The sequence below is a fragment of the Caballeronia temeraria genome (assembly GCF_001544795.2).
Taxonomy (GTDB): domain Bacteria; phylum Pseudomonadota; class Gammaproteobacteria; order Burkholderiales; family Burkholderiaceae; genus Caballeronia; species Caballeronia temeraria.
This window is the reverse complement of the sequence record NZ_FCOI02000045.1, coordinates 1-24,066: the sequence shown is the minus strand read 5'-3', so window position 1 is coordinate 24,066 and position 24,066 is coordinate 1. Positions and strand designations below refer to the sequence as shown.

The window sequence follows — 24,066 nt, the reverse complement described above, 5'->3', positions numbered from 1 at the left end:
CGAGACGTACTGCTACGTCGCCCTCAGGAAATTCAGATGAACCCAAAACCGAGGACCGATCGCGATTGACAGGGAAAGTCATATCAGTTCAATACGAATTATCACGCATGAAGGTGGGGTTGCTGTGGACCGACAATGATCGTATTGCTCTGCTCTCCCGTTGCCGACTGCAGATTTGTCCGGGCAGCGTCGCATTGCACCGATGCTCGTCTTTCGTCAGCCGAGAAAATCGAGAAGAACCGACGCGAGCTGTTGGGGCTGCTCTTCGGCTGGGTAGTGGCCGGATTCACTCAGCTCGACGCCGCGAACGTTTGACGCGACGCGCTCCATGGTCGCTTTCGAGCCACCCCCGTAGCCAAAGTCGCATCCTACGGCGAGAACTGGCATCTCGAGTTTCTTCAGCCCGAACTGGAGATTGTCGTCTCGATCTACAAAGAGCGTGCGGTAGTAGCTGAAGCTTGCGCGAAGCGCCCCCGGCTGAGTTAGGGCTGTTGCGTAGACATTGATGTCCTCTTCGGTAATGGAGGAGGGATCGAAAGTTCCCACCGTATCTCGCCGCACAAAATGTCGGACAAACAATGCTTCGCGGCCGCGGACGAGTTCTTCCGAAATGTCGCCCGCCATATTGAAGCCAAAGTGCCAGCTACCTCCCGTCGCTACGTTCATTGCGTTCTCCTGGCCGAAGCCGGGAAGGCCACTCTCGATGAAAACGAATCGATCCGTGAGTTGCGGGTAGAGCGCAGCGAAGGCATAGCCCACCTGGCCCCCCATGTCATGGCCCACGACGCAGGCCTTATCGATGTGCAGCGCATCGAGCAGTGCGGCCAGATCGCTTGCGACTGTCTTTTTGTCATAACCTGTGGCGGGCTTGCTGGAATCACCAAAACCACGCAAGTCCGGTGCTATGACTGTAGCGTGAGGAGAGAGCAAGGGCATAAGCTTTCGCCACGCGTAGGAGGTTTGTGGCCATCCGTGAAGTAGCAGGAAAGCGGGGCCGGCGCCAGCCACTCTCGTATGGATGCGCAATCCGTTCACTCTTAACGTGAGAGATCTGACCGTGACGCGGTCGACGTGTTCAGGGGCGAGACTGGTGGAGTTCGACGGCATGGTGTAGTGTTGTTGGATAGGAAGGTTTGTAAGTAATCAGATTCCCGAGGGCAACAGACAAGGGGTTCGATATAGGCTGGTTGTAGCCGTGACGTACATGTATGTCACGGCGCTCTTTCTCGTGATCGTGACGTTGGATGGCCGCTTAGGGAAAGGTATGCATGGCGATCATGCGGCCCGTCGGATCATAGACGCGGACACTGTGGTGCATTAACGACTTAACCGCGTCGTCCACGTTACCGTTGCTATCGACGGTTATGCCATCACCCCCTTTTCGTTGTCGAAATCTACTGAAGCGCGTTGGTTGCCCCAATTCACCTGCACGGGTAACGTCGTAAGCGAAATGCGCATCTCGCCGATATCGCGAACCGCCACTGCGGCGTGCCTGCGATCAAGAGATTCGGCCGTCCGGCGCCTCGCTGTAGAACCGTCCGAGAACACTTGTTCGTGCTTGGCGTTCCTCGGGTGCAGCGCGTTATTGTCCAACTACGTGCGCACCGCATGTACCGTGACTTTTCGGTACACGGCGTTGAGCATCCTAATCGCCGTTTTTCGCGTTGAGGAGATCCTTCAGCCGAGCGCCACAGCCGCCAGCTCCAGCGACGGTCGAGTCTTCGTCCGACTTCATTCCCGAGACGCTGACTCGCGTAGCCGTCATAGCTCTCAGAGCAATAGATGCGTCTCTGGTGGCCCAACGCGAAAGCATCGTAAAACACGCCTCCCGCCTCCAGAATCGGGATCGCACTTCCTTAGCAAGAACCGACGAGAAGCGGAAGCACTCTTTATACGAGGAAATGTTTCATCTTCGTCATGATGATGCCGGCTTGTTCATCGAAGGGAAGCCCGCGCAGCGCAAGCGTGGGTGCTTCCACCGCCAATGTAAGATTCCGAGGCAGCGCCGCCAGGAATGAGCGGAGCGGGAGTTCGCCGTCGTTCGGCAGCAAACGAGCGGTACGTGCTTCGACGCGCCGCTCCTCCACCGAGATCGGCGCCGCAAGCGGAGCGTCGCAGATCTGTACGTATTCGATCAACGTCGGGGCCACACGATCAAGATCGCTGACCTTTGCACCGGAGCGGAAAAATTGCAGTGCGTCGAGCAGCAACCGGGCGTTCGGCTGCGCGCTTGCGCGAACCGTGGCAAGCGCGTCATCCAATGTGCCAATAGCGCAGTAGGTGATCATTTCCAGGCCGACCGTCATGTCGAATTGGGCGGCGGCTTCGCATAGCGCGCAGAAGTTGTCTAGCAGACGTGCGCGATCCTCGTCATAACCGACGGTGAGCACATGCCTTGCACCAAGCCGATGACCCGCCTCCATCGCAGGCAGCAGACTTTCGATGCAGGTCTCGGACTGCAACCAGATCGCCTCGATGTCAAGAAGACGCACGCCTGTTGCATCCATGCGCGCCCGAAGTTCCCGGATTAGCGCGGGATTATGCGCGACATCGACGATGGTGTCCGCAGCGGTCGGTGCAACCATGCGCAGCCCATAGTAATCAAAGCCGCCTGCGTACGCGGCATCGACGAGTTGGAGCGGATGTGCATCCAGCATGGTGAGATGATGAAGCGACAGCTTGGGCATAATAATCTCGGACGGGCAATATCATGGTTGAGACACTGGTAAGTTTCTTTGCACCGACGGCTCGGCGTCGCGCTGCCTTGGATTTCCTGTCTCCTGATTCGCGATGAATCGTCTGAGCGTGAGCGGGAGGGCGCCCATTAAGACGGTGGTGCAACCGAGCACGAGCAACGCTGCGCCGAAGCCACCGGTAGTCTGCTTGAGCCAACCGACCAGGACGGGGCCCACATAGCCCGTTAGATTGCCCACCGAACTGACGAAGGCAAATCCGACCGCGGACGCCGTGGTCGTCGACAGGACCATCCCGGTCATCGTCCAGAATGCCGGCTGGCAGGCGTTCACACCGATGACGGCGAACGTAAGCGCGATCATCGTCAGCACCGGATGATTGAGAAGGAAGCCTGCAGCGAAGAGCCCAAGCGCGGAAAGCCAGCCTGCTATGGCGTAATGCCAGACACGTTCCTTTGCTCTGTCGGAGTGCATACCCCACAGGACGACAGCGATACCCGCGAAAAAGAACGGAATGGCGGCGACCAAGCCGGTCTGCATTGTCGTGAGCGCGAAAGTCTTGACCAATTGCGGCAACCAGAAGTTGACGCCGTAAGTGGCTAGTCCGTTTAGCGCGAACATCGCGACAAGACACAGTATCTTCGGGTCGCAGACCGCCGTGATCCACCCGCCTGCGCCATGCTGTTGTGCCGTTGCCTGCTCGGTCGCGAGTTTTGACTGCAACCATGACTTCTGAGTGTCATCGAGCCAGGTACATTTTGCTGGACTGTCCACGAGAAAAAGCAACGTGAGGATTCCGCCGACTACCGCGGGAAACCCTTCAACGATGAACAGCCATCGCCAGCCCTCCAACCCGTGTGTGCCATTGAGTACGGACATGATGCCGGTGGACACGGGGGCACCGAAGAAATTTGCGCACGGAATCGCCAACATGGTGAAGCCGACCACCCGTGCCCGATATTTCGTCGGGAACCAATAGGTATAGTAGAGCATCATGCCCGGCCAGAAGCCTGCTTCGCCGAGGCCGAGCAGGAACCCGCAGTACATAGAACGACGTCGTCCCCTGAACCGTCGCCATCGCGATAGATGCGATGCCCCAGCCAATCATGATGCGCGCGATCCACCGCCGAGCGCCGAAGCGTTCCAGCAATAAGTTGCTGGGTATCTCAAAGAGGAAGTAGCCAATAAAGAACAGTCCTGCGCCGGTCCCATAGGCCACATCCGACAGACCTAGATCTGCTTTCATCGTCAAAGCTGCGAAGCTCACATTGACTCGGTCGAGATACGCGATGAAATACAACACGGCCGCAAATGGAATGATCCGCTTGATCACCTTCGACATCGTCTGCCGTTCGATGGCTTCGTCCATTTCTTCTCTCCCTACACTTTTGAAGCAGCCTAGCGACGTCATATTAGTAGGGCCTCGCTGTCACAGCCGCGTTGTCTTCGTTGTTGGATGCAATTACATCGCGGTAGGCATTGAGCGAAGCGAGCGATGCCTTAATATCTTCGATCGGGGTCGGAGATATGATTTCGAGCACGCGCGTACCTTGAAAGCCGACCTCGTCTAACACCTTCATGATGTCGCCGAAGCGCACGGAGCCTAGACCGACGCGGTCATGACGCCAGCGCGTGCGGGTACCGTCTGAGAGATGAATCTGACCGATTCGCGGAGCCAGTCTGCGAATCGCGTCCACCTGATCTTCCGCTACGAACTCCGCGTTCGATACGTCGTAGGCAACCTTGAGTCGCGGATGATCGAGTCGGGTGAGAAACGACTCGATTTTGTCGACGGTCGGGATGGGTGTCTGCGGATGAGACTCAATGAGTACCGTCAGGTCGAGCGCATCGGCGACGGCAAGCAACTGCTCCAGACTATCGGCCAGCAACTTTTCCGTCTCAACTTGCGGTGGAGGAAACAAGGACGACACGCGGCCAGGCACCGCGACGACCGCGCGGGCACCGAGATCGGCACCGAGTTGCATAGCGCGCTTGAAGAGTTCGATCGAATACGTGCGCGCCTCGGGCACCCGGCTTGCGAGATTGTGGTCGAGCGCAGGAAGGTTCATGGACTCTACCCGGATGTCTTCCTGTTTCAGCGTGGCGGCAAGAGACGCTCGCTGTGCGGAAGACAGTTCATCGTGCCAGAGGTGGCCGGGCACCATGATTACGTCGAAATCGTTAAGGCCGAGTGCACGCATGCTTCGCATGCAAGAGAGCGCGTCGCTCTCCCACATGAAGGAAAATGTGCTTCCCCCAAAGTGATTCACGTTCTTGGTCATAAGCTGTTCCTGTTGTGTGCGTGACTGTGTGTCACGGCATCAAGCGCGGTTGTTCAGTTAAACTTTTCGTGTCCGGCCGGTGTGGCCTTGGTGGATCGTTCTTCTTCAAGAACCTTCTCGCGCAGTTTCACGTATTCGGCCTCATCGATCGGCACTGCTTGCGGATTTCCCAGTTCGCCCATCGGAACGCGATACGTTTCACGAGCAGTCCACGCACCGAGCGCTGCGATCACACAAATGCCGAAGGTGAGCGTGCCAATGGTCAGAGGGATGTTGTGCGAACCAGGTGGCGCGATGAATGTAAAGAGCGCAGGCAGCAGCGCGGTGATCGTCGTGCCGATATTTTGTCCGATAGCCATCGCGGAAACCCGCGAGCGCGTAGGGAAAAGTTCTGGCATGAAGCTCGGGAACACCGCGTTATAGCCTTGATAGACGATGCCCCACATCAACATGGATGCACCGATTGCGAGAGGCACGCTACCGATGCTGATGGCATAGAGATAGAAATACGAGAGGGCGCCCGCGCACAATGCACCGGCGATGATTGGTGGTCTGCGTCCAATCTTGTCTGAGAGATTTCCGAAGAAGGGGATTACGATTACCGCCAGGATGTTGCCCAGGACCGGAATCCAGAGGAAGACGCTCTTGTGAAAGCCGATTCCGTAAGAAGGCTGCACTGCATACGCGGCACCGAAGATCGCGGTAACCACTGCAATGACATTCACGAGGGCAACACATGCAATGCGAATCATGTCCTTCCAACCGTGGCGAATCGCTTCAAGGATAGGCGCGCTCGGACGTTGTCCGGCGGATTCTTCCTTAACGAATGCGGGCGACTCGGTGACTTCGCGGCGAATAAAATAACCTGCGATCAACACGAATACGCTGAGCAGGAACGGTATGCGCCAGCCCCAAGCGACAAATGCGCTTTCAGGCATGAAATACGCAAGCGGAAGGAAAACAGCGGCTGCGAAGATTTGTCCCGCCTGCACGCCCTGTAAGGTGAAGCTCGCGTAGAAACCGCGGCGACCGAACGGTGCATGTTCGAGGATCATTGAACTTGCACCCGTAATCTCACCGGCGACGGCGAATCCCTGGACGAGGCGCAAGGCAACCAGAAGCACGGGTGCGAGCATGCCGACCTGCTCATACGTTGGCAAAAGGCCGACTGCCATCGTCGAGAGGCCCATGAGAAACATACACAGAACTAAGACGTTCTTGCGACCGTGCGTGTCCCCCCAGTGACCAAGTACGAATGCACCTATTGGTCGCGCCACATAACCGACACCATAGGTCCCGAGCGAAGCAACGATGGCCATCGTCGGATTGCCGCCAGGGAAGAAAATCTGCGGGAAGATTAGCGATGCAGCCTGTGCGTAGATGAAGAAATCGTAGTATTCAAGGGTGGACCCGATCCAGCCGCTCGCGGTAGCTTTTCTCGTCTGGCGCGTCCCGTGGGTTTCACGACCGATACTCTTTGCCATAACAGTCTCCAGAATCGTTGATTTTTTGTGGCGCCGTGCGCTCGCGGAGCTTCCTTTGGAACTGCCTCTAAGCGGTCTTGCGCGTTTTCGGGCGCGCTCGGCTGCGCACGTTGAGACGGGTCAAGCTGACGCCGGATGTTCGGAAGACTCGGAGGATCGGCGTAACCGACCGTCTTGCTGGTCGGCAAGCCTGAAATCGAAATGCAACAGGTTGGTCGGCTGTTCGACCGCGTGTCCTCCGGGCGTCTTTCCGCGTTCGTGTCGGGTAACTCGAGTGATCAGGGAATCCTTTACGCCGAACACGACATCCGAATCGAGGTATGGGTCGCCGGCGAGAAAAACATGCGTGACCAAAGGCTCATACCCTGGTGCCTCGATGATGAAATGCACGTGCGCCGGGCGAAATGGATGCCGCCCTTGGGCGTCGAGCATGCGGCCGACCGGTCCGTCGTGCGGAATGGGATAGAAGGCCGGAAGGACGGTGCGGAACCAGTAGCGGCCGTTTTCGTCCGTCCTGAAACGCGCGCGGCCTGTCAGCGCGGATAGACCGTCCTTGCCCTGTACGTCGTAAAACCCCTCCGCATCGGAATGCCAGGTGTCTACCACGGCGCCCGCAATCGGCTTGCCGTTGACATCGCTGACCGTGCCCTCACAAAAGAGCGCTGGACCTTCACGTGTGTCGATCAGGTCACCGAGCGCGCGTTCGGGCGGTCGCTCGACGTAAAACGGGCCGAGCACGGTGGTCTGGGTCGCGCGCTGCGGCAGACGGTGATTAATGGCATCGACCAGCATAGAAACGCCGAGCGTGTCCGACAGCAGAATAAATTCCTGCCGCGTAGCCGAGCACATCTTCCCGGTCTCGGTCAGAAATGAAATAGCGGCGGACCATTCTTCTTGTGTCGGCTCGACGTCGCGAACAAAATCGTGCAAGTGGCGCACGAGCGATTCGCCTATTTGCCGGACGCGCGGCGACGCGCATCGGGCGAGCTGTTCGATCACAGCTGCGGTAATGCTGCGGTCATCGACGTTACGCATGTGAAGTTCCGTTCTGTTCGTGGCGGGGCACGCGACCGTGAAAGGCATCGGCAATGAGCGACCGGACAGCCTCGCGCTCGACGGGGCGCGGGTTCCAGTAGGGGGTGTGCGTCACGTGTTCCGCAGCGATATCGATGCCCGCTTCCGGCATGCCCAGTTCCGCGAGCGAGCGGGGCGCGCCGAGTCTGCGGGCGAGCGCGTCGATCCCCAGTGCAGGGTCGCTCGCATGAAGCGCGCGGGCGATTCTGGTCATGGCCTGCGGCGCGGCGGTGCAGTTGAAGGCGACGACATGAGCCAGGATCACGGCATGCATTTCGGCGTGAGGCAGATCAAAGATGCCGCCGAGTACGTGACAGATCTTGTGGTGGAGCGCCATGCCGACCGATCCCAGACAGGTGCCGGCAAGCCACGCGCCGTAGAGCGCGTCCGAGCGCGCATCCCGGTCCCCGGGTTCGGAGACGATCTTCGGAAGACTGCGCGACAGTGCGGCGATGCCTTCTTCGGCCATCAACGAGATGATTGGATTGGCATCGCGGGCATAAAGTGCTTCGACCGCATGCGCCATCGCATTCAGGCCGCTCGTCGCGCTGAGCGATACCGGCAGCGACAGGGTCAGGTCGACATCGTAAATAACGACCTGAGGCTGAATGGCCGGATCGCGTTGAGTGGTCTTGTTGCCCTCGACCGTTTCCCCCAGAATCGGCGTGACCTCGGAGCCGGCATAGGTCGTCGGAATGGCGATCTGCTTCATGCCCGTGCGAATCGCCAGCGCCTTGCCCAGCCCGATGGTCGATCCGCCGCCGAACGCCACGGTACAATCCGCATGCAGCTCGTGTGCATAGGCCAGCGCACGTTGAGTGACGGCGAGTGGCGTGTGCATGGTTGCATCGGCGAACACGCCAGCGCAGAGTAAGCCGAGCTCGCTCGCCAGCGCTTCGGCTTCGGCCTGTTGGCCGCGTGTGGAGAGAACCAGTGCGCGCGAACAGCCCAACCGACCGAGCTCTGCCGCCAGCGCGTCGAGACTGCCTGCGCCGAACACGACGCGCGCACAGGCGCCCTGATAGACGAATCGATCAGGCATGGGCTTAACGTCCGATGGGTCCGCCAGCGAGCCATGCACGGCCCTTGGTATAAAGCGCCTCTACTTCAGGACCTTTTAGGCCGGGCATATTGCGCTTGACGGTGTAGCCGATCTTCGTCTGCGCATATGCGAGATGACGATAGCCTTCGGGAAAACGCCCGAGAATTTCCGGATCAAGCACGGGCGCGACGCCGGGCACCGTCGAATCAATCCGGTCCTTCTCATAAATCGGCTGACGCAGCAGGACCTTCCAGCCGTCGTCGGTTTTTACGAAAAAGTCATAGAATCGCCCGGTGCAGACGATGTCGCACGGTACATCGTCCACCACCGCACGTTGCGAGATAGTCATCTTGGTTTGAGCGATGGCACGCGCGCCCGCTAGATCGATCGACGTGCCGCCTAGAAAATGCAGGATGCTCACGCCACGATCCCAGCCTTCCTTGCTCACGCGGATGAAGTCGTCCGCACTGCCTTGGAACCAGGTTGCCATCATTACGCCGTCGTCATGCCAGACCGTGCGAAAGCGTTGCCAATCGCCCGCATCGCGCCATACGGCCCAGTTTTCAACTGCGTCGCGAATCAACAGATTATCAATGAGATTCTTGTCCATTTTATATTCCTAAGTACAACTATTTAAGATGCGCAATTAGCGTTTGATTACTGCGCTTCATTCAGTGGTTGTCGGGACCGGCGACCGCTTCTATCGCCTTGGGGCTGTAGTCACCGTCGAATCCGAAGAACTTTGCCATTTCGGCAAGCTGATAGTCCATCATCGTGGCCCCTGGTTGGATAAAGCAGCCGCGTTGCGTCGCTTGTTCGAGAAGGAGCGTGACCGGTGGATGCATGATCGCGTCGGCCACAATCGTCGCGGCCGAGACATTCTCCAGATTAATGGGCAACGGATCCTCCGCTCTCATCCCTGTGGGGCTCGCGTTGACGGCCAGATCGAAACTATGCGCAACAGCAGGAGACACTCGTGCCGTCGTGCCGATCTCGCGCAGGCGTGAAGCAAGTCTCTCAGCGCGTTGCGGATCGATATCGCTAACTGCGATTTCTGCGGCCCCAGCTTCGGCGAGTGCGAAGGCGATGGCAGTCCCGGCGCCGCCAGATCCAACCACGAGAGCCGACTTGCCTGCGACAGGCTTATCCTTCGCCTCCAGTCCACGCACAAAGCCGATGCCATCCACGATGTCGCCGGTGGCAGTACCGTCCTCGCGCCATCGGATCATGTTGACGGCCTGAACTAAGCGCGCGCGCTCCGTGGGCGCCTGCACGTGTTTCAGCGCCATCGCCTTGTGCGGCACGGTCACAATTACCCCGGCTAGGTTGCGCAGCGCGCTTGCGCCCTCGATAAACCGGTCAAGATCAGCGGGCATGACATGAAACGGAATGCATATCGCATTGATGCCGTTGCGACGAAACAGGCCAGTCCATATTGCGGGCGCCCTTACCTGTTGGATGGGATGTCCAACGATGCCCAGCACGCGGGTCGCGCCGTTGATCTGCATTGTCACCTTTCTTCTCCATGGGGCCGCGGTGTCTGCGGCAAATTGTGTAACGGGCTGCGATGAATAAATGTTCATCCAAGTGCATGTTCGCTATGATGAACACGTTCCTTGGCAAGAACAACGAGGGTTTTTCCCAATGCATCCGAGCATGTGGTTAAGGCAGAGGTTTAGTGCGACTGGAGCACGAAAACCGAGCCAATAACATGTTCCTACATGTGAACTCGGGTTGGATGCGGCACCGGCGATTGGTTGGCTCGTTCAGCTTCGACGGGCGCGACTGTTCGAAAGCAGGGCCGAAATTGGACGACCTGTGACGGCTGCCATTCCGGCGATGGCGTCCGCGACTTTCGCGACGGTCGCGAGCCGATATCAGTATTACGGCGCGGATGCCGGTGGCACGCCCCCCCCAGGGCGTGGGCAAGACCAAAGCGGAGCCCGCCGCGTCGATGGGCGTATGCAAATCAAGCTGCAAACGGGCGAACGGCCGCTGTACTTCTTCACCGACACGGTAGACATCTATGAAAATCGTTTTCCTGGGCGCTGGTGCGCTCGGCTGCACCATCGGGGCCGCGCTTACCGAAGGGGGTCACGAAATATGGCTCATCAACCGGTCCGCGGCGCACGTCAGGGCAATGGTCCGCGACGACGTCAAGGTGGATGACGAGCGAGGTCCGCGCTATGTCAAGGTCCGCGCCACTACGAATCCCGCCGATGTTGGGCCGGCCGATCTGGTCGTCGTGCTGGTCAAATCCCTCCATACCGATTCGGCGATGCGTGGCGCCCTCGCGCTAATCGGACCCGACACGCTGGTTCTGTCGATGCAGAACGGTCTTGGCCACGAAGAAGTACTGAGCGGGATCGTCGGGCGCGAGCGGGTGCTTGCTGGCAAGACCTATGTGGGAGGCGTCCTGTTGGCGCCCGGACACGTCCAGTCGCGCGTCGAGGGCAAGCTGACCGTCATCGGCGAACTGAACGGCGAGCTCACCCCGCGCTTGAGGGCGATTTCGAACGCTTTTAATGGCGCGGGCCTTCCGACTACCATCAGCCACAACATTCTCGGCACCATGTGGGACAAGCTGCTTGTCAACGTTGCGACGGGCGCGCTCACCGGCGTCACGCGGCTGACCTACGGAAAGCTCTACGACGAACCGGTTCTGAAAGCCACCTCCCTAGCTGCCGTCGAAGAAGCGATGGCCACCGCGCTTGCTGCGGGCATCACGCTTTCCATCACAGGCTGAGGAGGCCTGGAACATGGCCGCTGAGGGTCTCTCGGCGCAATTCAAGACCTCGATGCTGCAGAGCCTCGAAAAGAATTCGGTAACCGAAATAGATTTTATCAACGGCGCAGTGGTGCGCTGGGGCGAGCGACTGGGCGTGCCCACACCGGTCAACACGACGCTCGTCGCATGTATCAAGGGCATTGAACGCGCCACGAGGGATCGTCAGAAGGAGGAGGGGAAAACTGCATAAGTGCACCGAACGCGTCGCCCTCTGGGTTAGCAACATTCATTGGCATATCGGTTCCTTCGAGAAAGGGCCTGACATGACGATCCGTCGGGGGACCCAAACGCCAGCTTGCCCATATCGGCTTGACGTGCGGAGACCTGAAAGCCGCGCTCGCTGTGGCGCGGCCCTTCGGCGTCAGCGAGATGACGCAGGGTCGCACCTGCTCTCCTCTGCCGGACGGGCGCGCGGCCGAACTTATTTGGCCAGGCGTGCCACCTGCGTCGCTGAGGCGCTCGTCCCCGTTCCGGTGGACTGATCCGGAGGCTAAGGATTCGTGAAAGCGGAGACCTATCGTTTATCGCCGTTGCGACGTCGAAGGCAGCTTCTCCCCGAGATCCCGCCCGCAACGAATCTGCCCCAACGCTCACGACGAGTGCTGGGACCCATTGACCCGACTGAGGCGTGTCGTTCTCCTAAAGCTAGAATCGCGCTGCTGGGGTTGTTTCCGTTTCGCGCGACATTCGTTCAAAAGCGAGCCGGTAACTAATGTGCTAAAAGTGCGCAGTCACGACCGGCCTGACGAAAATCGACTCATCAATTGGATTTTCGCGGGCGGCCTTGATTCCGCTACGACCGAGCCGTGGTCTACCTGCGATAACAGTTCGTATAGCCCGGAATACTCGACAGCCAATGCAAGCTTCATGGCGACAAACAGGTCATCCAACTTTGAGCCGATCGGCGGCAACCCGGGTTCAAGACTTTCCGTCATCCACAGATATTCGTTTCCTTCTTTCGCCTGCGTAGCGTTCGAAATTGCCTGTGGGCCTCGCTCGGTCACGCGGGCAACACGCACCCTTACAGTGCCGGTTTCAGCAGTAGAAAGTTCGTCCAAAAGCGAGCGCGACACGTCGACGATGTCAGAATGGCTCAGCGGCTCCTCGGAGCGAGTATTGAAGACCGACAGCATGCGTGCCGTCCCTGTGCCGATAACTGATAACAGCTCGCATGGTTGCCGCTGGAAGCTAAGAAACGACTGGCGCATTCTCGCGGACCACGGTGTTGGATTGTGTACCAGATCTGCGTACTCGTCCCTATCAAGTACGTCCAGGTTTTCCATGTCATATAGCGTGAGATATCTGGGCCCTGCCTGAGCTACGTTTCGATATCTGCGGCCGCTAATCATACCCGGCACCCAAACACGTTCTGGAACATGCTCCAACGTGTGCCAGCATTCGTATTCGTGCAACAACGTTCGATCAAAGTCGTTCCAGATAGCTAACACAGCGTTTGCCGTAGAATTCATCACCCCTCCCATTCAATTGCGGACAGTGTCTGCCCAGGGTCACACTCATGCCGGCAACAAGCCCGACGCCTTGAGGTCTTCCCAATACGCGTCCGGAATAGCATGCTGCAGCCAAGCGAGATTTTGGCGGACTTCGGTCACGCTTTGATGCCCAGCAACGACCGATGCTACGGCGTTGCTTCGGAGAGGGAACTGCAAGGCCGCAGCCGCCAGCGGCACGCCATGCGCCCGGCCGACCACCTCGAGCCGACGGACGCGTTCAAGTATCTCTGGGGTATCGGTGGCCGGGCGATACTCGTAACGCGCACCCTCGACGGAACCCGTCGCGAGGATGCCTGTGTTGAATGGCGAAGCAACAATGACCGAAATGCCGGAAGACGCGCATAACGGCAACAGCGTTACCGCTGCTGTATGTTGGAGCAACGTATGGCCCCCGGCCAGCATGAAACAGTCGAATTCGCCAGCGCGCGCAAATCGCTCGCAAACGTCCGGCTCGCGCAGCGCAACGCCGCACGCGCGGATGATGCCGTTACGCTTCAATTCTTGCAGCGCTATGTATGCACCATCCATTGCTTCGTCAAAGCGCTTATCAAGGTCAGGTCCGTGTAACGCGGCTATCACATCGTGGATGAACACCACATCGATGTAGTCGGTGCTCAGGCGTTTGAGACTCTCTTCAATCGAGCGCATCGTCCCGCCGTAGCTGTAATCAAATCGGTTTTGCTCGCCATCGCTCCACCTCCCGGTCTTGCTTGACAGAACGAAATCCGAGCGCTTACGGCTCTCGAGCGCCGCGCCGAAACGTCTCTCGCTTCAGCCGTCTGCGTAGAGAGGTGCAGTGTCGAAGTACCGCAACCCATGGGTCCACGCCTCGTTGACGACCTGTTGGAACTTCTCGTCCCCGATCGCATTGAACAGGCTTCCCCCACCGATACCTAGCGGCGGAACACGAACGTCCGTGCGGCCCAGCCGCGTTTGTCCTAAACCGGCCTGCATCTTACTCTCCATGCTTCTTTATGCCTCTCTCAATATGCCCATCGAAGCGTGACTTCGCGGGCCATGGTCTGTGGCGGCTAGATGATCCGACCGCCTTCTAACTCGGCAACTCAGTCGAGTTGACTCAAACGACGCAGTTCCCTTCGTTTCACAACTTTAGCCATGCCACAAGGGTTAAGTGCTTCTCCATGTGCGATGGACTTCATCGGCGCCATAGCGAGACGAGCGTGCGCGCTAATGTGTACGCGTACGCGCGCGAATGTCGACGCGGACTATTCGTCGCGCGGGTTTTGCTTCGTTTTTTTCACTATCTTGCATGAGCTTGTCGAGTCCTTGAGCTGTCGGATCGATGGAGAAAAGCCGTTTTATCTAGGCACGATCTGCAGCCTCAAAGCAGCAGACGGGCGCGGACTCAACCTGCGAGCGCACGGCGGCGGTCAGTTTAGGCGGTAGCGCGATTCCCGAACGAAGAGCAGGCAGATAACGGCCACAGCAGGTCCGAGCGCTAAAACGGAAAACGCCGCGAGGAACGAGCCAGATTGCGCATAAGCGTAGCCCACGATTATCGGTACGGCCGTTGTTCCTACCTGGAAGATCGCATTAGTTATTCCGACTGCAGACCCTGCTAGTTCAAGACCCGCCAGTTCGGTCACCATCGAAGTCACTAACGGGCCCCAGCAGAAGGCGACTGTACCTACAGCAAATGCGGCAAACTGGAATTCCGTCAAACTATGTCGTGTTCCAAACCAAAGCAGTGTTCCGCAAAAGACGAGCAAGGTGCCAGCCGCAAGACGCTGGCGCGGCGGCCCAATCCAGTCCGAGAGGGTGCCAATCACCGGTTTTGAAAGCATTCCAACGACGCCGAAGATTGCGATAATCCCTCCGGTCTGTACGGCCGTGAACCCATAGCCTTTCTGCATCAACGCGTTCGCCCAAAAAATGAAACCCCATGTTGCCCAATTGGCTCCCAAGCCCGCGATTGTGACGAGCATGAGATCCACATTCGACAGTAGCGCTCTTACACCTTTCGACATTGGAATGGGATTCGGAACCAGACCTTTCTCTTCCTGAACCGGTGCCTCTCGCACGAGAATGAGACAAAGCGCGCCGAACACGGCAGTAATGATGCCTAGCGCGTGATACACGCTTGACCAGCTGTGGGCTCTCAATAGCGGCGGGATAACAGCATTCGTAAGAACCACTGCAATGGACGTGGATGTCATGACTATGCCGACCGCCTTCGCCCGGTGTTTTCGGTCAAACCAGGATGACAGAAGCTTGATGCATGCCGCAAAGTCGGCTCCGGCTGCGAGACCCATGAGACCTTGAAGCAAAATCCCCAGCGCAAGGTTGGTTGTCGAACCGAAAAGAAAGGTTGATATGCCTAACGGAATTAGGGCTGCGACCAGCGTTATCCTCGGCCCCGCCCGATCCGTGAGCAAGCCGCCAAGCACATTTGACACGACATAGCCCGCGAAGAAGGCCGAGACGAAGATGTTGAGTGAGACGGTAGTCAGACCTAGCGCGCTACTTACTGCCGGCGCGACATTGGCCCACGCCAGCCTATCGATGAAGCTTAAAAGGAGCGCGATCCAGATCAGAAAAAGGAGAAACCATCGATACGCGCTCGTGGCGCCGGTTTCCGATCGCAATAGCGTCAAGCTCGCACTACCGAGGCTCATTACAGAGCGGTTCTCTTCTTGTCGGCGGTTGCGCATAGGATTGGTGAAAGTTCGTGGGAGGATAAGCTCGGTCCCGCCGGCGCCAGTCGTTCCCATATGACACCCTGTTCCGATATGCGAATTTAGTAGTGGGTGTGAGCTGCGGCAATTCGCGTTTACACCGAGTTCCACAGGGAAATGCGAGGCCTGTCGGAGCGGCGCTACGGGCGCAAGCTTGCTTTCCGGGTCAAGAAGATAGGACAGGGCCAGCAGAAAGAACAATCAGTTCTCCTTTCTGCCTCTTTGAAGCAGCGCGCCTCGCAGATATTGGCTCGCGCTGACGACTCCCAGCGCGCTATCCCTCTAACCGGAGCACCGTGCGTCATTCACCGGGTAGTCGCGTCACCCACCGGGTAGTCATTGGGGCGACCCCGACGCGCTCGCCTGTGCCTAAACGGTGGAGAGGCGTACACAGTTAGGAGGATAACAACCGGCCTGCTTGAGGTTTTGACCGTGCCCGTGGCGTTCACGGTCGAGGAGGGCGCTGCCTACATGCTGATGACTGCTGGCGGCAACGTCTCGGTAATATCCCAGAAGATCAACAACGGGTCAGGGCAGCGCGCAACCGCATGCGATTGACGCGTAGACGTTGCAGCGCTTGCGCGTTTAGAAGACGTCGAGAGAAGTCGCGAAGCGCGACTCCAACAGATGCCCTGACGAGCGAAAACTCGCTATAGTCGCCAACCGCCGCTCGTTCGACGCCTCAGGCGTTTAATGTGGGGACCGCATCAAGCAGTTTGATATTGTCGGCGTACTTGATCGGCTGCGGATTGCAGAACAGCGACGAGCTTGGGCGCCACTTCGTCCGTGTATCGAACGGAGGGGACAGCGAGGTTGATGGAACCGAGCGGAAAACCGGCGTTGGAAATGATTGGCACAGCAACACCTACGATGCCTGGCGTGTACTCCTGCATAGAGTAAGCGACGCCTCGACGGCGCACCTCGTCGAGCTCAGCCAACAACGCTTTCTTTGTCGTTATGGTGTTCGCAGTAAACCGCTCAAACTTGACCTGTTGCAGGTATTCGGCACGCATTGCTTCAGGAAGGAACGCGAGGATTGCCTTCCCACCCGACACAGCGTACAGGGGCGCAAGGTCGCCGCGTTTAAGATGCGATACGAGCCGCTGCGGGGCTATCGCTGTCGCTACCACCTCCACCTGATCCCCTTTGAGCTGATTTAGCGCGCACGACTCTTTGGTCCGCTGGGTGATCTCTTGGATGATCGGTTCTGCGCAAGTAACGATGTCACGAAGCTGAAGCGTCTGTTGAGCCAGCTTGGTCACTGCGTCACCCAGACGGTAGCCTTTGCTCGACGGGACATACCGTATGTAATTCCTTGCGGCCAGATTCTTAAGAAGCTTGGTCAGACTGCTTTTAGGGATTCCGAGTTCCTCTGCAATCTCAGCGTGAGACATCTCCCGTCCCCAGCGTGCAAGGAGTTCGAAGAGATCAAGCGTACGGTCCGCTGACTTGACCGTCTCGGCGCCACCTACATCCTCTGAGTCCATAATAACACCATAGATAGTTCACATATGTGAACATAGTATCGATTTTGACGCAAGCCGTCAACGCTCGCGCTGCTGGGTCACTCGATCGCGATGTGTGGCATCTGCGAAAAAGTGTGTTTTGAAAGGTACCGCCAACGTAGTGGACGCGGCGAGCGTGGAAGTGTCGCCGCGGACGGCCATTCGGGAGCGCAAGAATGATCACCTAGATAATTTGATCGCTGCAGATGCAGTTGCGCTCGTCACGAACAGAAAAGACTTCGCCAGCTATTCGGGCGACAAGCTCAAGACTGGCTGGGCGATTAACCGACGGAGAACACGAGAACCCCCGAACGCGCAGGACCGCCGCAACGCCGTCGTTGCGCAAAACGCTCTGACACTCCCGCAGTGGTCACTGGAGCCAATCGCTAGGGTCTGTTTACATTTGCCGAAATGTGTTTTTAGCGATTTGTTGTAGATATCCTAATTTTTATCGAATGAACCCCGTTGCAGCGAGCCTCAACCTTGACGGCACGTCTTCGTCCTTGCCCGACGAACACCGTTCAGCCACGGCGCAGCGACAGCGTCCCGCTTTGCTGCCGTTCGCGATGAATTGCGGTCGAACTCGGCCCCTAGGAGGCGCCGAACGAGCCATGACGACCCACAAGGGACGTTCGCCTGTACCAAGAGCTGCCGGTTATTCGGCGCGTTGAAACAGCTGTTTTTCAATTGCAGCCTTGTCGATGACCGACCAGACTTCCTGAATCTTGTCGCCGCGAAATTTATAGAAGACGTTTTCGGCGAACGCAACCCGTTTGCCTTGCAAAGGAAGCCCGAGAAACGCACCCTGGGGAGTACAGTCGAAATGCAAACGGCTTGCAATGTGCGGCGGCTCGCAAACGAGAAGCTCAATCTCGAAGAACAAGTCCGGAATCTCGCGAAAATCTCGTTCAAGCATCTCGCGATAGCCTGATAAGCTGATCGTTTTCCGGTTGTATCTCACGTCATCGCTGACAAAACGTCCGAGCTTCGACCAGTCCTGCGCGTTCAGACAGGCAATATAATCTCGGTACACTTTCGGAAGATTCACTTCTGCCATTTCGAGGTTCCTCGCGGGTTGGCGGACCGACTGATTGTCAGCGATTCGCCTCACGATGTCGAATGTTCCCAATAGGCCCTTGCATGCCTGATGCGTCGAACGCCCGGCCCCGAGGGATGGAAAAGCGCGTCGTTACCTTGGCAAAGTCATGATTGACGCGACCATTGATGGGCGCCATAGTATTTTCACTTCAGTGGGCGTCGCGCCGACACATTGAAAGCCCGGTCGCAGAACGTAGAGGCGACGCGCTGGATTCTTGCGCATGACGCTCAACGAGACGGCCCCTTCAGCATGCGCTGTCTGCGCCATTAGGCGGCGCAAACCAGCGTTCCCTGTTTCGAGCTGATTTAGTCGTCGTAGGCTTGCCAAATCGCAGCAAAAAGCACTCGTCAGCGGCCGGAGCAGTTCGCAAAGTGATTTCGAGTTCCATCGCATCGGGTAGCTGACTCTGCGAAGTTCAAGAGTTGACGATCTACGATTCTCGGCATCTTGTCGAACGGCCGTTTGTGGCCGGTTGCCGAAGATCACATTTCGAGCGCCGTTTTTCCGCAGCGACCGTGGCCCGAACTGCCGGACACGACCGACATCAGCGATTCGTCAAGCCTACCGGTGAGCTGACATTGTTATCAGCTTTCTGTTGATCACCAATCTCGTTAGACCCTGATCCGCTTGTTTTCACGTAGCGCCGCCCAACAAATGTGAAAAGAGCACCTAAAAGGAAAGCTGAACCAAAAACAGGAATTGCATGAACACAGTTTGAATAATAATCTTTTCGTCACCAGCTGCGCCGGCCAGGTCCGACTTGCACGACACCTCCAGGCGCGCGCGCTGACCTTCTGTGTTTCCCAGTTGCGGCCCTCGCAGCGATTCAACGAGTAGTTGATAGTTGCTCAGCACGCGCGAAGTCATGCCCAAGGTGCCCGTCGCGCAAACGCTGCTGGCGTGCGAAGACAAGACATCGCCGGATGGCTCGTTTCAGCAGTTCGCCAGCCGCGGTGGGCGTCGACGGTATTGGAGCCCTTCGATAAGGCACCGTGCGACGACCTGCGCACCTCAAAGCATGTGATCTGCAATCGTTTGGTTGGTCGCCACATCACAACCGGAGCCGTCAGCTTGAGCGTGTTGTCGTGCGGTATGCCGCAGACTGGATTCACTCAGACCTAGGCAAAAACCCTCCTCCACGCGGGTATCGTCCTTGCGCAAAATAGGACTCTCGGCTGCGCATTCGCGCGACGGGCATCGGACCAGGAGGCCGTCATGAAGAAAGACCGCAATCGCGCGCAGCGTCGCATCATGCAGATTGCGCTGATCGCTGGCGCCGCCGGCCTGTGCTTCGCCACTGCTGCCAGCGCCGGCGGCCAGGCCGCGAAGAAGCTGGGCCAGATGGGCGTCATCAATCAGACGTTTCAGCCGAAGCCGCTGCAGCAGCCGAACACCGCGCCGGGCAACAACCTGTCCAACACGCAGACCCAGAACCCGGGTGCCAACGCCGCTCCGAACTACAACGCCGCCCCGAGGTACAACATGGACGCGATTAACGCGGCGAACGCCGCCAATGCTGCGAATGCCGCGCGCGTCAACGCGATCCCTGGAGCGCCGCCCCCCAAGAAGTAACCCCGATTCGATCCTTTTCTGCAGCCGCCCGAACCAGCGGGCCGCGGCACTCGCTACAAATTTTTCGGCCGATTCTTCATTGCGCCGGAAGCCGATAACTCAAACCTCAGGGCTTTCCGTGAAGGGTTTCTACGGGACCTGCTCACGAAGGTAGCGTCCTTGCGACATGTGATATCTAAACATGCCTGCCAGCAGACGATGTTGCCTGCATGCCGAGCCGTTGGCTGCTTCCCCGAAATACTAGGTCTTTCTCAAATAGCGTTTCGCATGACATAGGATCCGGCGCCCGATGTCAATCGGCGGGCTGGCCGACCATAAATCGGCCGCATCGGGCAGTAGTCGACATCTCTTCAGTCGCTCGGCACTTGTCCCGCCCGTTGTGCTCCATCTGAGAGGTAAAGCGGTCCTTGAACTGCGCGACGTTGCAGGCTGGTCGAAGGCCGGCATCACCGTTCATTCTATCGTCCCGATCGACTATGTCCGTTCGTGTGCGTGGCTACTACGGCCACTGCCGCCTACCGTCTCTGCGTGCATGGCGGTGGCTTTCTCGCGGGCTCTGCGGCGCCGCGCTTGACGGGCATCGTGGACCATCACACTTACGTGTTCTTCTTGGCCCCGATCGCGAGCGCCATCTTGGCCCTCATGGCCGTACTATCGTATCTCTTCATCGTGAAAGCGCCGATCCAAGAAGACGCCGACGCGACGGAAAGTCGAGCCGAAAGTCGAGTCGGCGACTTCCAATATGACCGCCCTAGAGTCTTCCAATGTGGTCTGCATACTCCGAAGGCAGCTTGAACAGGCGACATCGAAACGTGTTTGATCTCCGCCACTTTTTACGATAGGCGAAGACAAAGCGAGAGCTACAGCAATGAATCGACGCGCCCGTGCGACGAACCCGCGACTCCGATACCGGGTGCTACTGTCGTCTCGAATGTCGGCCGATCCGTGGGATGTGTTCCGCTGCACTTCCCTGACGCATGTGCGCGCACACTTTCATGCTTACCCTTTTTCCAAAAGATTGCCTACACTTCCCTTCGCTACCTGGCTGCACGCAGCAATCGAACGTAATGCTGGCGAAAGACTAAATCATCATTTGATTTCTCGACCGTCATAAACCCACTGAGATAATGGCTCTATCTCCGCTCACACACGATTGAACAGACACCAAAAACACTTATCTCCGGCGCCCGTGCTTTGCATTCCTAAGTTAATTAAACTTGCCAGTTCGTGATTCTGTAGGTCCGTCCGTATTCCGGAGGCGGTTCGAGCCCGGCCTCCTTTCGTTGGGAGAATTACCATGCTCATCAGCGATCGTCGTTTATTGCTTCCCGTCGTTCCAGCACTTCTGACCGCTGCGCTGTCGGCGCCTGCGCATGCCAACGACAACGACGACGGCCCGACCGGGCGCTGCATGCTCCCGCAGGGAACGATTTCCCTTGTAGAGAAGCAGTTGGCTACCGTCGTGCAGAGCGGCAATGGCGGCATCTTCACGCCGAACCGCATGTGGGCGGCCATCGTGGACAGGCACGGGCATCTATGCTCGGTGATCAAGACCGGCGATGCGTGGCCGGGAAGCCGCGCGATCGCGATCGCAAAGGCCTATACGGCGAACGGCTTCAGCAACGATGGTCTCGCCCTTTCGACTGCTAATCTTTACGGAGCGACGCAGCCGGGGGGCTCGCTCTATGGCCTGAACAATTCGAATCCGTTCGACCCGCGCTTTCTTGAGCAGGGAACCGGCATCGGCCGCGTGCTCGGCGGCGTGATCACCTTCGGCGGTGGCGTCGCGCTCTATGCAGGCGGGAGAGTTATCGGCGGCTTGGGCGTGAGCGGCGACTCCGCGTGCGCCGATCACGCAATCGCCTATCGCATGCGTAAGCTCGCGGGACTCGGCGCGGTGCCCAAAGGAGTGGGCCCGAACAATACCGACAACATCCTGTATTCGACGGGCGCATCGCCGATGGGCTTCGAGCATCCGCACTGCCTGCCGACTGATCTGAGTGCGAGCCAGATCGAGGGCAACTAGGGACGCGGCGTCGGCGATAGACCGCCATCGGATTGCCAGCCGCGAGGGCTTTGATGGCGTCAGGAATGCGAGGCGTGTCTCCTCGCCGGGAATTACCATCGACCGCTCGAAGATAAATGGCCGACGTTCGAACAGCACCGGCAAACCGCCGACAAAGCCGCCGACGCCGTGCCTCACGCTCAAGAACGCACACCCGCGGGCGTGCATACTGCACGGACTGGTCGCTCACCTCCGGGGCCAGACTTACGCCCTTCGAATTCGTCGAACTTTATCGCGCTGCCCATCATGACGACCGAGATGCGGTCGTCATGCCCGAGCAGAAGATGTCGTGGACGGTTTGCCGTCGACCACGATTTGATACCCCGTGCGAGCCAAGTTTCGTGTCAGGACCAGCACCTCGGCAGCCGTCGCCGTCGTAGCCTTCAGCGAACATCCCGCCGGCTGTGACGCCGGTCGACATCCATCTCCCTCAATTGTTTAGATTCGGCAACGGACAGTCATGCGGACGCTCGCGACTTGCAGTTGGCGTTCGCGCTGCCAAATTTGAAAGGGCGGTATCCCAGTGGACGCGACGCCTGAATGTCCGCTGCGCGGTACAAGCGAATGACGCTTCATGGCCGGAATGAGCCGGACGGCTCGCCCCTTAGCCGCGCTCCGTCCACGAGTCTGCGCTTCGGCTCCTATCCCAATTTTGGTCTGACGAACGCAAAAGCCGCGCTCAGGGCTCTTTTTTGCTCCTATCCTTAAAGCGGCGGTCAGCACTACGGCGCGCTGTACCGCGCCTCCCAACACCGTGGCTCGGTTCTTTGGCCGGGCAGCAAGCCATTCGACCAAAGTCATTAACTCGAAGCTGGCTTTCGGAGAGGGCCTCCAACTGCAGGAGGTAACATGTTTCTGTGCTACCTGATTGACCCTGACAGACGGTGCATAACCAACGTGAATGATGGGTTCGACCGTGCATCGGAGTTGACGGGCAGTGAGCACCCTGGACTCGCCGAATTGTGGACCGACTTTGCGGACTCGACGCTTGATGTTGCATATTCGCCAGACGCAGATGAGCAGCCGTCGTTTCGCGTACGTCTTTCCTTTCGTGGGAAGACGATAGAGCAGGCAATCAGCGGAAAGGGCGTGTTAATTGCCTGTGGCGAAATTCCTCCCGAAATCGCGCAACAAATACAGACGGCGAAAGCGGTCGAGAAAATGGTCGAGTTCTCATCGGCCCGCTATATAGCCGTTGATAGATGGCTCAAGGGTGGTTCCAGCGTGACGCGTGCGCCGGCTCGACGCGCGGAGTCGAACGGTCGTTTAGGCTCGCAGGAAGACCGTGACAAAGCATCTGGCAAGCGATGACGCGACGACGGTACTCCGATCAACGTACTGGTCCTGCTCGGACCAGGTGACAGGGGGCAAGCGCGTCGCGGCGTCCGATCCCCGATTGTGGCCGAGGCCGGCCCGCAAGGCACTAGGCTTGTGCGTCGGACGCCTCGCTCAGTATGAGAGTTTGGCGAAGGCGAGTCGCAGTGCGATGGCTCGACAGGCCCATAAGATTGCTCACTTGCTCATTGGTTTTGCCGGCGATGATCAGCCGACGACCGAACGTGTTTCTGAGCAAGTGTGGACTCTCGTCGGCCGCCGACAGGTCAGCGCGGCGTAGCGCTACGCGGACACATTTCAGCATCGTATCCGGCAGCATCGGCTTGCCGCCCGCAGTGGCTATGAAAAGCCATTGCGTCGGGGCCTGGATGCGGCTGCGCGCCTCACGATATTCGCGCAGCACGTCGACCGCGAAAGATTCGATTGGCACCCGCCGTGCAATGCGAGGTCCATGCTTGTCAACGAAGACAGTGGGGCGCTCGCCATGCACATCGAGGTCGTCGACGCGCAACTGCTTGAGTTCGGCGGCCGTGACCCCTGACGCGAGAAATAGCGCCACGATCGCCGTGTTTCGCAGTTCCTTGAACGCCGCGCCCTCGGTTGCAACGCACACCGCTTGTAGCCGTGCATCGTCTTCCGATGAGAAATAGATCGGCGTCGGCTCGTCTTGTGGCCAGCTCTCATTGACCAACATCTGTGCCGCCGGATTGTCACCGCGCAATTCGATGTTCACGAGCTGACGCGTGAACCGGTCGATGAGCTTTCGATAGCGCAGGCGTGTCGTCGTGCCGGGAGCGCAGTCCTACGCCAGTTCGGCGAAGAATCCATCGATGTGGTCCGCCCCGCGAGGCCCGGCAAAGCGGTGCACCGGACGGCGTCGTACTGGCCGATGCAGGATACGGAAACGACACTGCGTTTCG

At 58.4% G+C, this 24,066-nt stretch carries 18 protein-coding genes and 4 pseudogenes; 4 read left to right on the top strand and 18 right to left on the bottom strand.

The window, feature by feature from the left end; translation table 11 throughout:
* Window positions 1-216: 216 nt before the first annotated feature.
* The 11 genes and pseudogenes from AWB76_RS35010 to AWB76_RS34970 form a co-directional block, all read right to left on the bottom strand.
* A complete protein-coding gene (locus AWB76_RS35010) occupies window positions 217-1,107 on the bottom strand; it encodes an alpha/beta fold hydrolase (protein WP_061164677.1) in 891 nt (296 codons plus the stop codon).
* A gap of 145 nt (window positions 1,108-1,252) precedes the next feature.
* A pseudogene (locus AWB76_RS43155) lies at window positions 1,253-1,438 on the bottom strand (SMP-30/gluconolactonase/LRE family protein); the annotation flags it as partial.
* A 451-nt stretch (window positions 1,439-1,889) separates the two neighbouring features.
* Window positions 1,890-2,687, bottom strand: a complete 798-nt coding sequence (locus AWB76_RS35005; protein ID WP_061164676.1) for a sugar phosphate isomerase/epimerase family protein — start codon at window positions 2,685-2,687, stop codon at window positions 1,890-1,892.
* 21 nt (window positions 2,688-2,708) lie between these two features.
* Window positions 2,709-3,686 carry an MFS transporter gene (locus AWB76_RS40560; RefSeq protein WP_279616470.1) on the bottom strand — a complete coding sequence of 326 codons (978 nt, stop codon included), beginning with the start codon at window positions 3,684-3,686 and terminating at the stop codon, window positions 2,709-2,711.
* 112 nt (window positions 3,687-3,798) lie between these two features.
* Window positions 3,799-3,939, bottom strand: a pseudogene (locus AWB76_RS43280) (MFS transporter); the annotation flags it as partial.
* A 166-nt stretch (window positions 3,940-4,105) separates the two neighbouring features.
* Window positions 4,106-4,975, bottom strand: coding sequence for a sugar phosphate isomerase/epimerase family protein (locus AWB76_RS34995; protein ID WP_061164675.1), 870 nt, complete (start codon window positions 4,973-4,975; stop codon window positions 4,106-4,108).
* Between the two features lie 53 nt (window positions 4,976-5,028).
* Complete coding sequence (locus AWB76_RS34990) at window positions 5,029-6,459, bottom strand: MFS transporter (protein WP_061164674.1); 1,431 nt, start codon at window positions 6,457-6,459, stop codon at window positions 5,029-5,031.
* A 120-nt stretch (window positions 6,460-6,579) separates the two neighbouring features.
* A complete protein-coding gene (locus AWB76_RS34985; protein ID WP_061164673.1) occupies window positions 6,580-7,494 on the bottom strand; it encodes an intradiol ring-cleavage dioxygenase in 915 nt (304 codons plus the stop codon).
* Complete coding sequence (locus tag AWB76_RS34980) at window positions 7,487-8,575, bottom strand: maleylacetate reductase (protein WP_061164672.1); 1,089 nt, start codon at window positions 8,573-8,575, stop codon at window positions 7,487-7,489. The genes AWB76_RS34985 and AWB76_RS34980 overlap by 8 nt, the downstream gene beginning before the upstream one ends.
* 4 nt (window positions 8,576-8,579) lie before the next feature.
* Window positions 8,580-9,185: a nuclear transport factor 2 family protein gene (locus AWB76_RS34975; protein WP_061164671.1), complete on the bottom strand. Its 606-nt coding sequence runs from the start codon at window positions 9,183-9,185 to the stop codon at window positions 8,580-8,582.
* Window positions 9,186-9,246: 61 nt separating this feature from the next.
* Window positions 9,247-10,083 (bottom strand): shikimate dehydrogenase family protein, encoded by an 837-nt coding sequence (locus AWB76_RS34970; protein ID WP_063936427.1) that lies wholly within the window; start codon window positions 10,081-10,083, stop codon window positions 9,247-9,249.
* 518 nt (window positions 10,084-10,601) lie between these two features.
* Between AWB76_RS34970 and AWB76_RS34965 the strand changes: the two are divergent.
* A pseudogene (locus tag AWB76_RS34965) lies at window positions 10,602-11,553 on the top strand (ketopantoate reductase family protein).
* A gap of 541 nt (window positions 11,554-12,094) precedes the next feature.
* Here the strand turns inward: AWB76_RS34965 and AWB76_RS34960 are convergent.
* The 6 genes and pseudogenes from AWB76_RS34960 to AWB76_RS34935 form a co-directional block, all read right to left on the bottom strand.
* On the bottom strand, window positions 12,095-12,646 hold the full coding sequence (locus AWB76_RS34960) for a hypothetical protein (RefSeq protein WP_061164669.1): 552 nt from the start codon (window positions 12,644-12,646) through the stop codon (window positions 12,095-12,097).
* A gap of 231 nt (window positions 12,647-12,877) precedes the next feature.
* A pseudogene (locus tag AWB76_RS34955) lies at window positions 12,878-13,633 on the bottom strand (aldo/keto reductase); the annotation flags it as partial.
* 632 nt (window positions 13,634-14,265) lie between these two features.
* Window positions 14,266-15,771, bottom strand: coding sequence for an MFS transporter (locus AWB76_RS34950; protein WP_157696276.1), 1,506 nt, complete (start codon window positions 15,769-15,771; stop codon window positions 14,266-14,268).
* 506 nt (window positions 15,772-16,277) lie between these two features.
* Window positions 16,278-17,057 carry an IclR family transcriptional regulator gene (locus AWB76_RS34945; RefSeq protein ID WP_061164665.1) on the bottom strand — a complete coding sequence of 260 codons (780 nt, stop codon included), beginning with the start codon at window positions 17,055-17,057 and terminating at the stop codon, window positions 16,278-16,280.
* 673 nt (window positions 17,058-17,730) lie between these two features.
* Window positions 17,731-18,132 carry an ester cyclase gene (locus AWB76_RS34940; RefSeq protein WP_061164664.1) on the bottom strand — a complete coding sequence of 134 codons (402 nt, stop codon included), beginning with the start codon at window positions 18,130-18,132 and terminating at the stop codon, window positions 17,731-17,733.
* Window positions 18,133-18,843: 711 nt separating this feature from the next.
* The gene (locus AWB76_RS34935) at window positions 18,844-19,086 is read right to left on the bottom strand and encodes a hypothetical protein (RefSeq protein ID WP_157696275.1); all 243 of its coding nucleotides are present in this window, start codon (window positions 19,084-19,086) and stop codon (window positions 18,844-18,846) included.
* A gap of 303 nt (window positions 19,087-19,389) precedes the next feature.
* On the opposite strand from AWB76_RS34935, the gene AWB76_RS34930 reads away from it, so the two are divergent.
* From AWB76_RS34930 to AWB76_RS34915, 3 genes are all read left to right on the top strand, one after another.
* Window positions 19,390-19,746 (top strand): hypothetical protein, encoded by a 357-nt coding sequence (locus tag AWB76_RS34930; protein ID WP_061164662.1) that lies wholly within the window; start codon window positions 19,390-19,392, stop codon window positions 19,744-19,746.
* 1,297 nt (window positions 19,747-21,043) lie between these two features.
* The gene (locus AWB76_RS34920) at window positions 21,044-21,772 is read left to right on the top strand and encodes a GlcG/HbpS family heme-binding protein (protein WP_061164660.1); all 729 of its coding nucleotides are present in this window, start codon (window positions 21,044-21,046) and stop codon (window positions 21,770-21,772) included.
* Between the two features lie 888 nt (window positions 21,773-22,660).
* Window positions 22,661-23,122, top strand: coding sequence for a hypothetical protein (locus AWB76_RS34915; protein ID WP_061164659.1), 462 nt, complete (start codon window positions 22,661-22,663; stop codon window positions 23,120-23,122).
* A gap of 112 nt (window positions 23,123-23,234) precedes the next feature.
* Here AWB76_RS34915 and AWB76_RS34910 read toward each other — a convergent pair whose 3' ends face one another.
* Complete coding sequence (locus AWB76_RS34910) at window positions 23,235-23,879, bottom strand: tyrosine-type recombinase/integrase (RefSeq protein ID WP_244173601.1); 645 nt, start codon at window positions 23,877-23,879, stop codon at window positions 23,235-23,237.
* Between the last annotated feature and the right edge of the window lie 187 nt (window positions 23,880-24,066).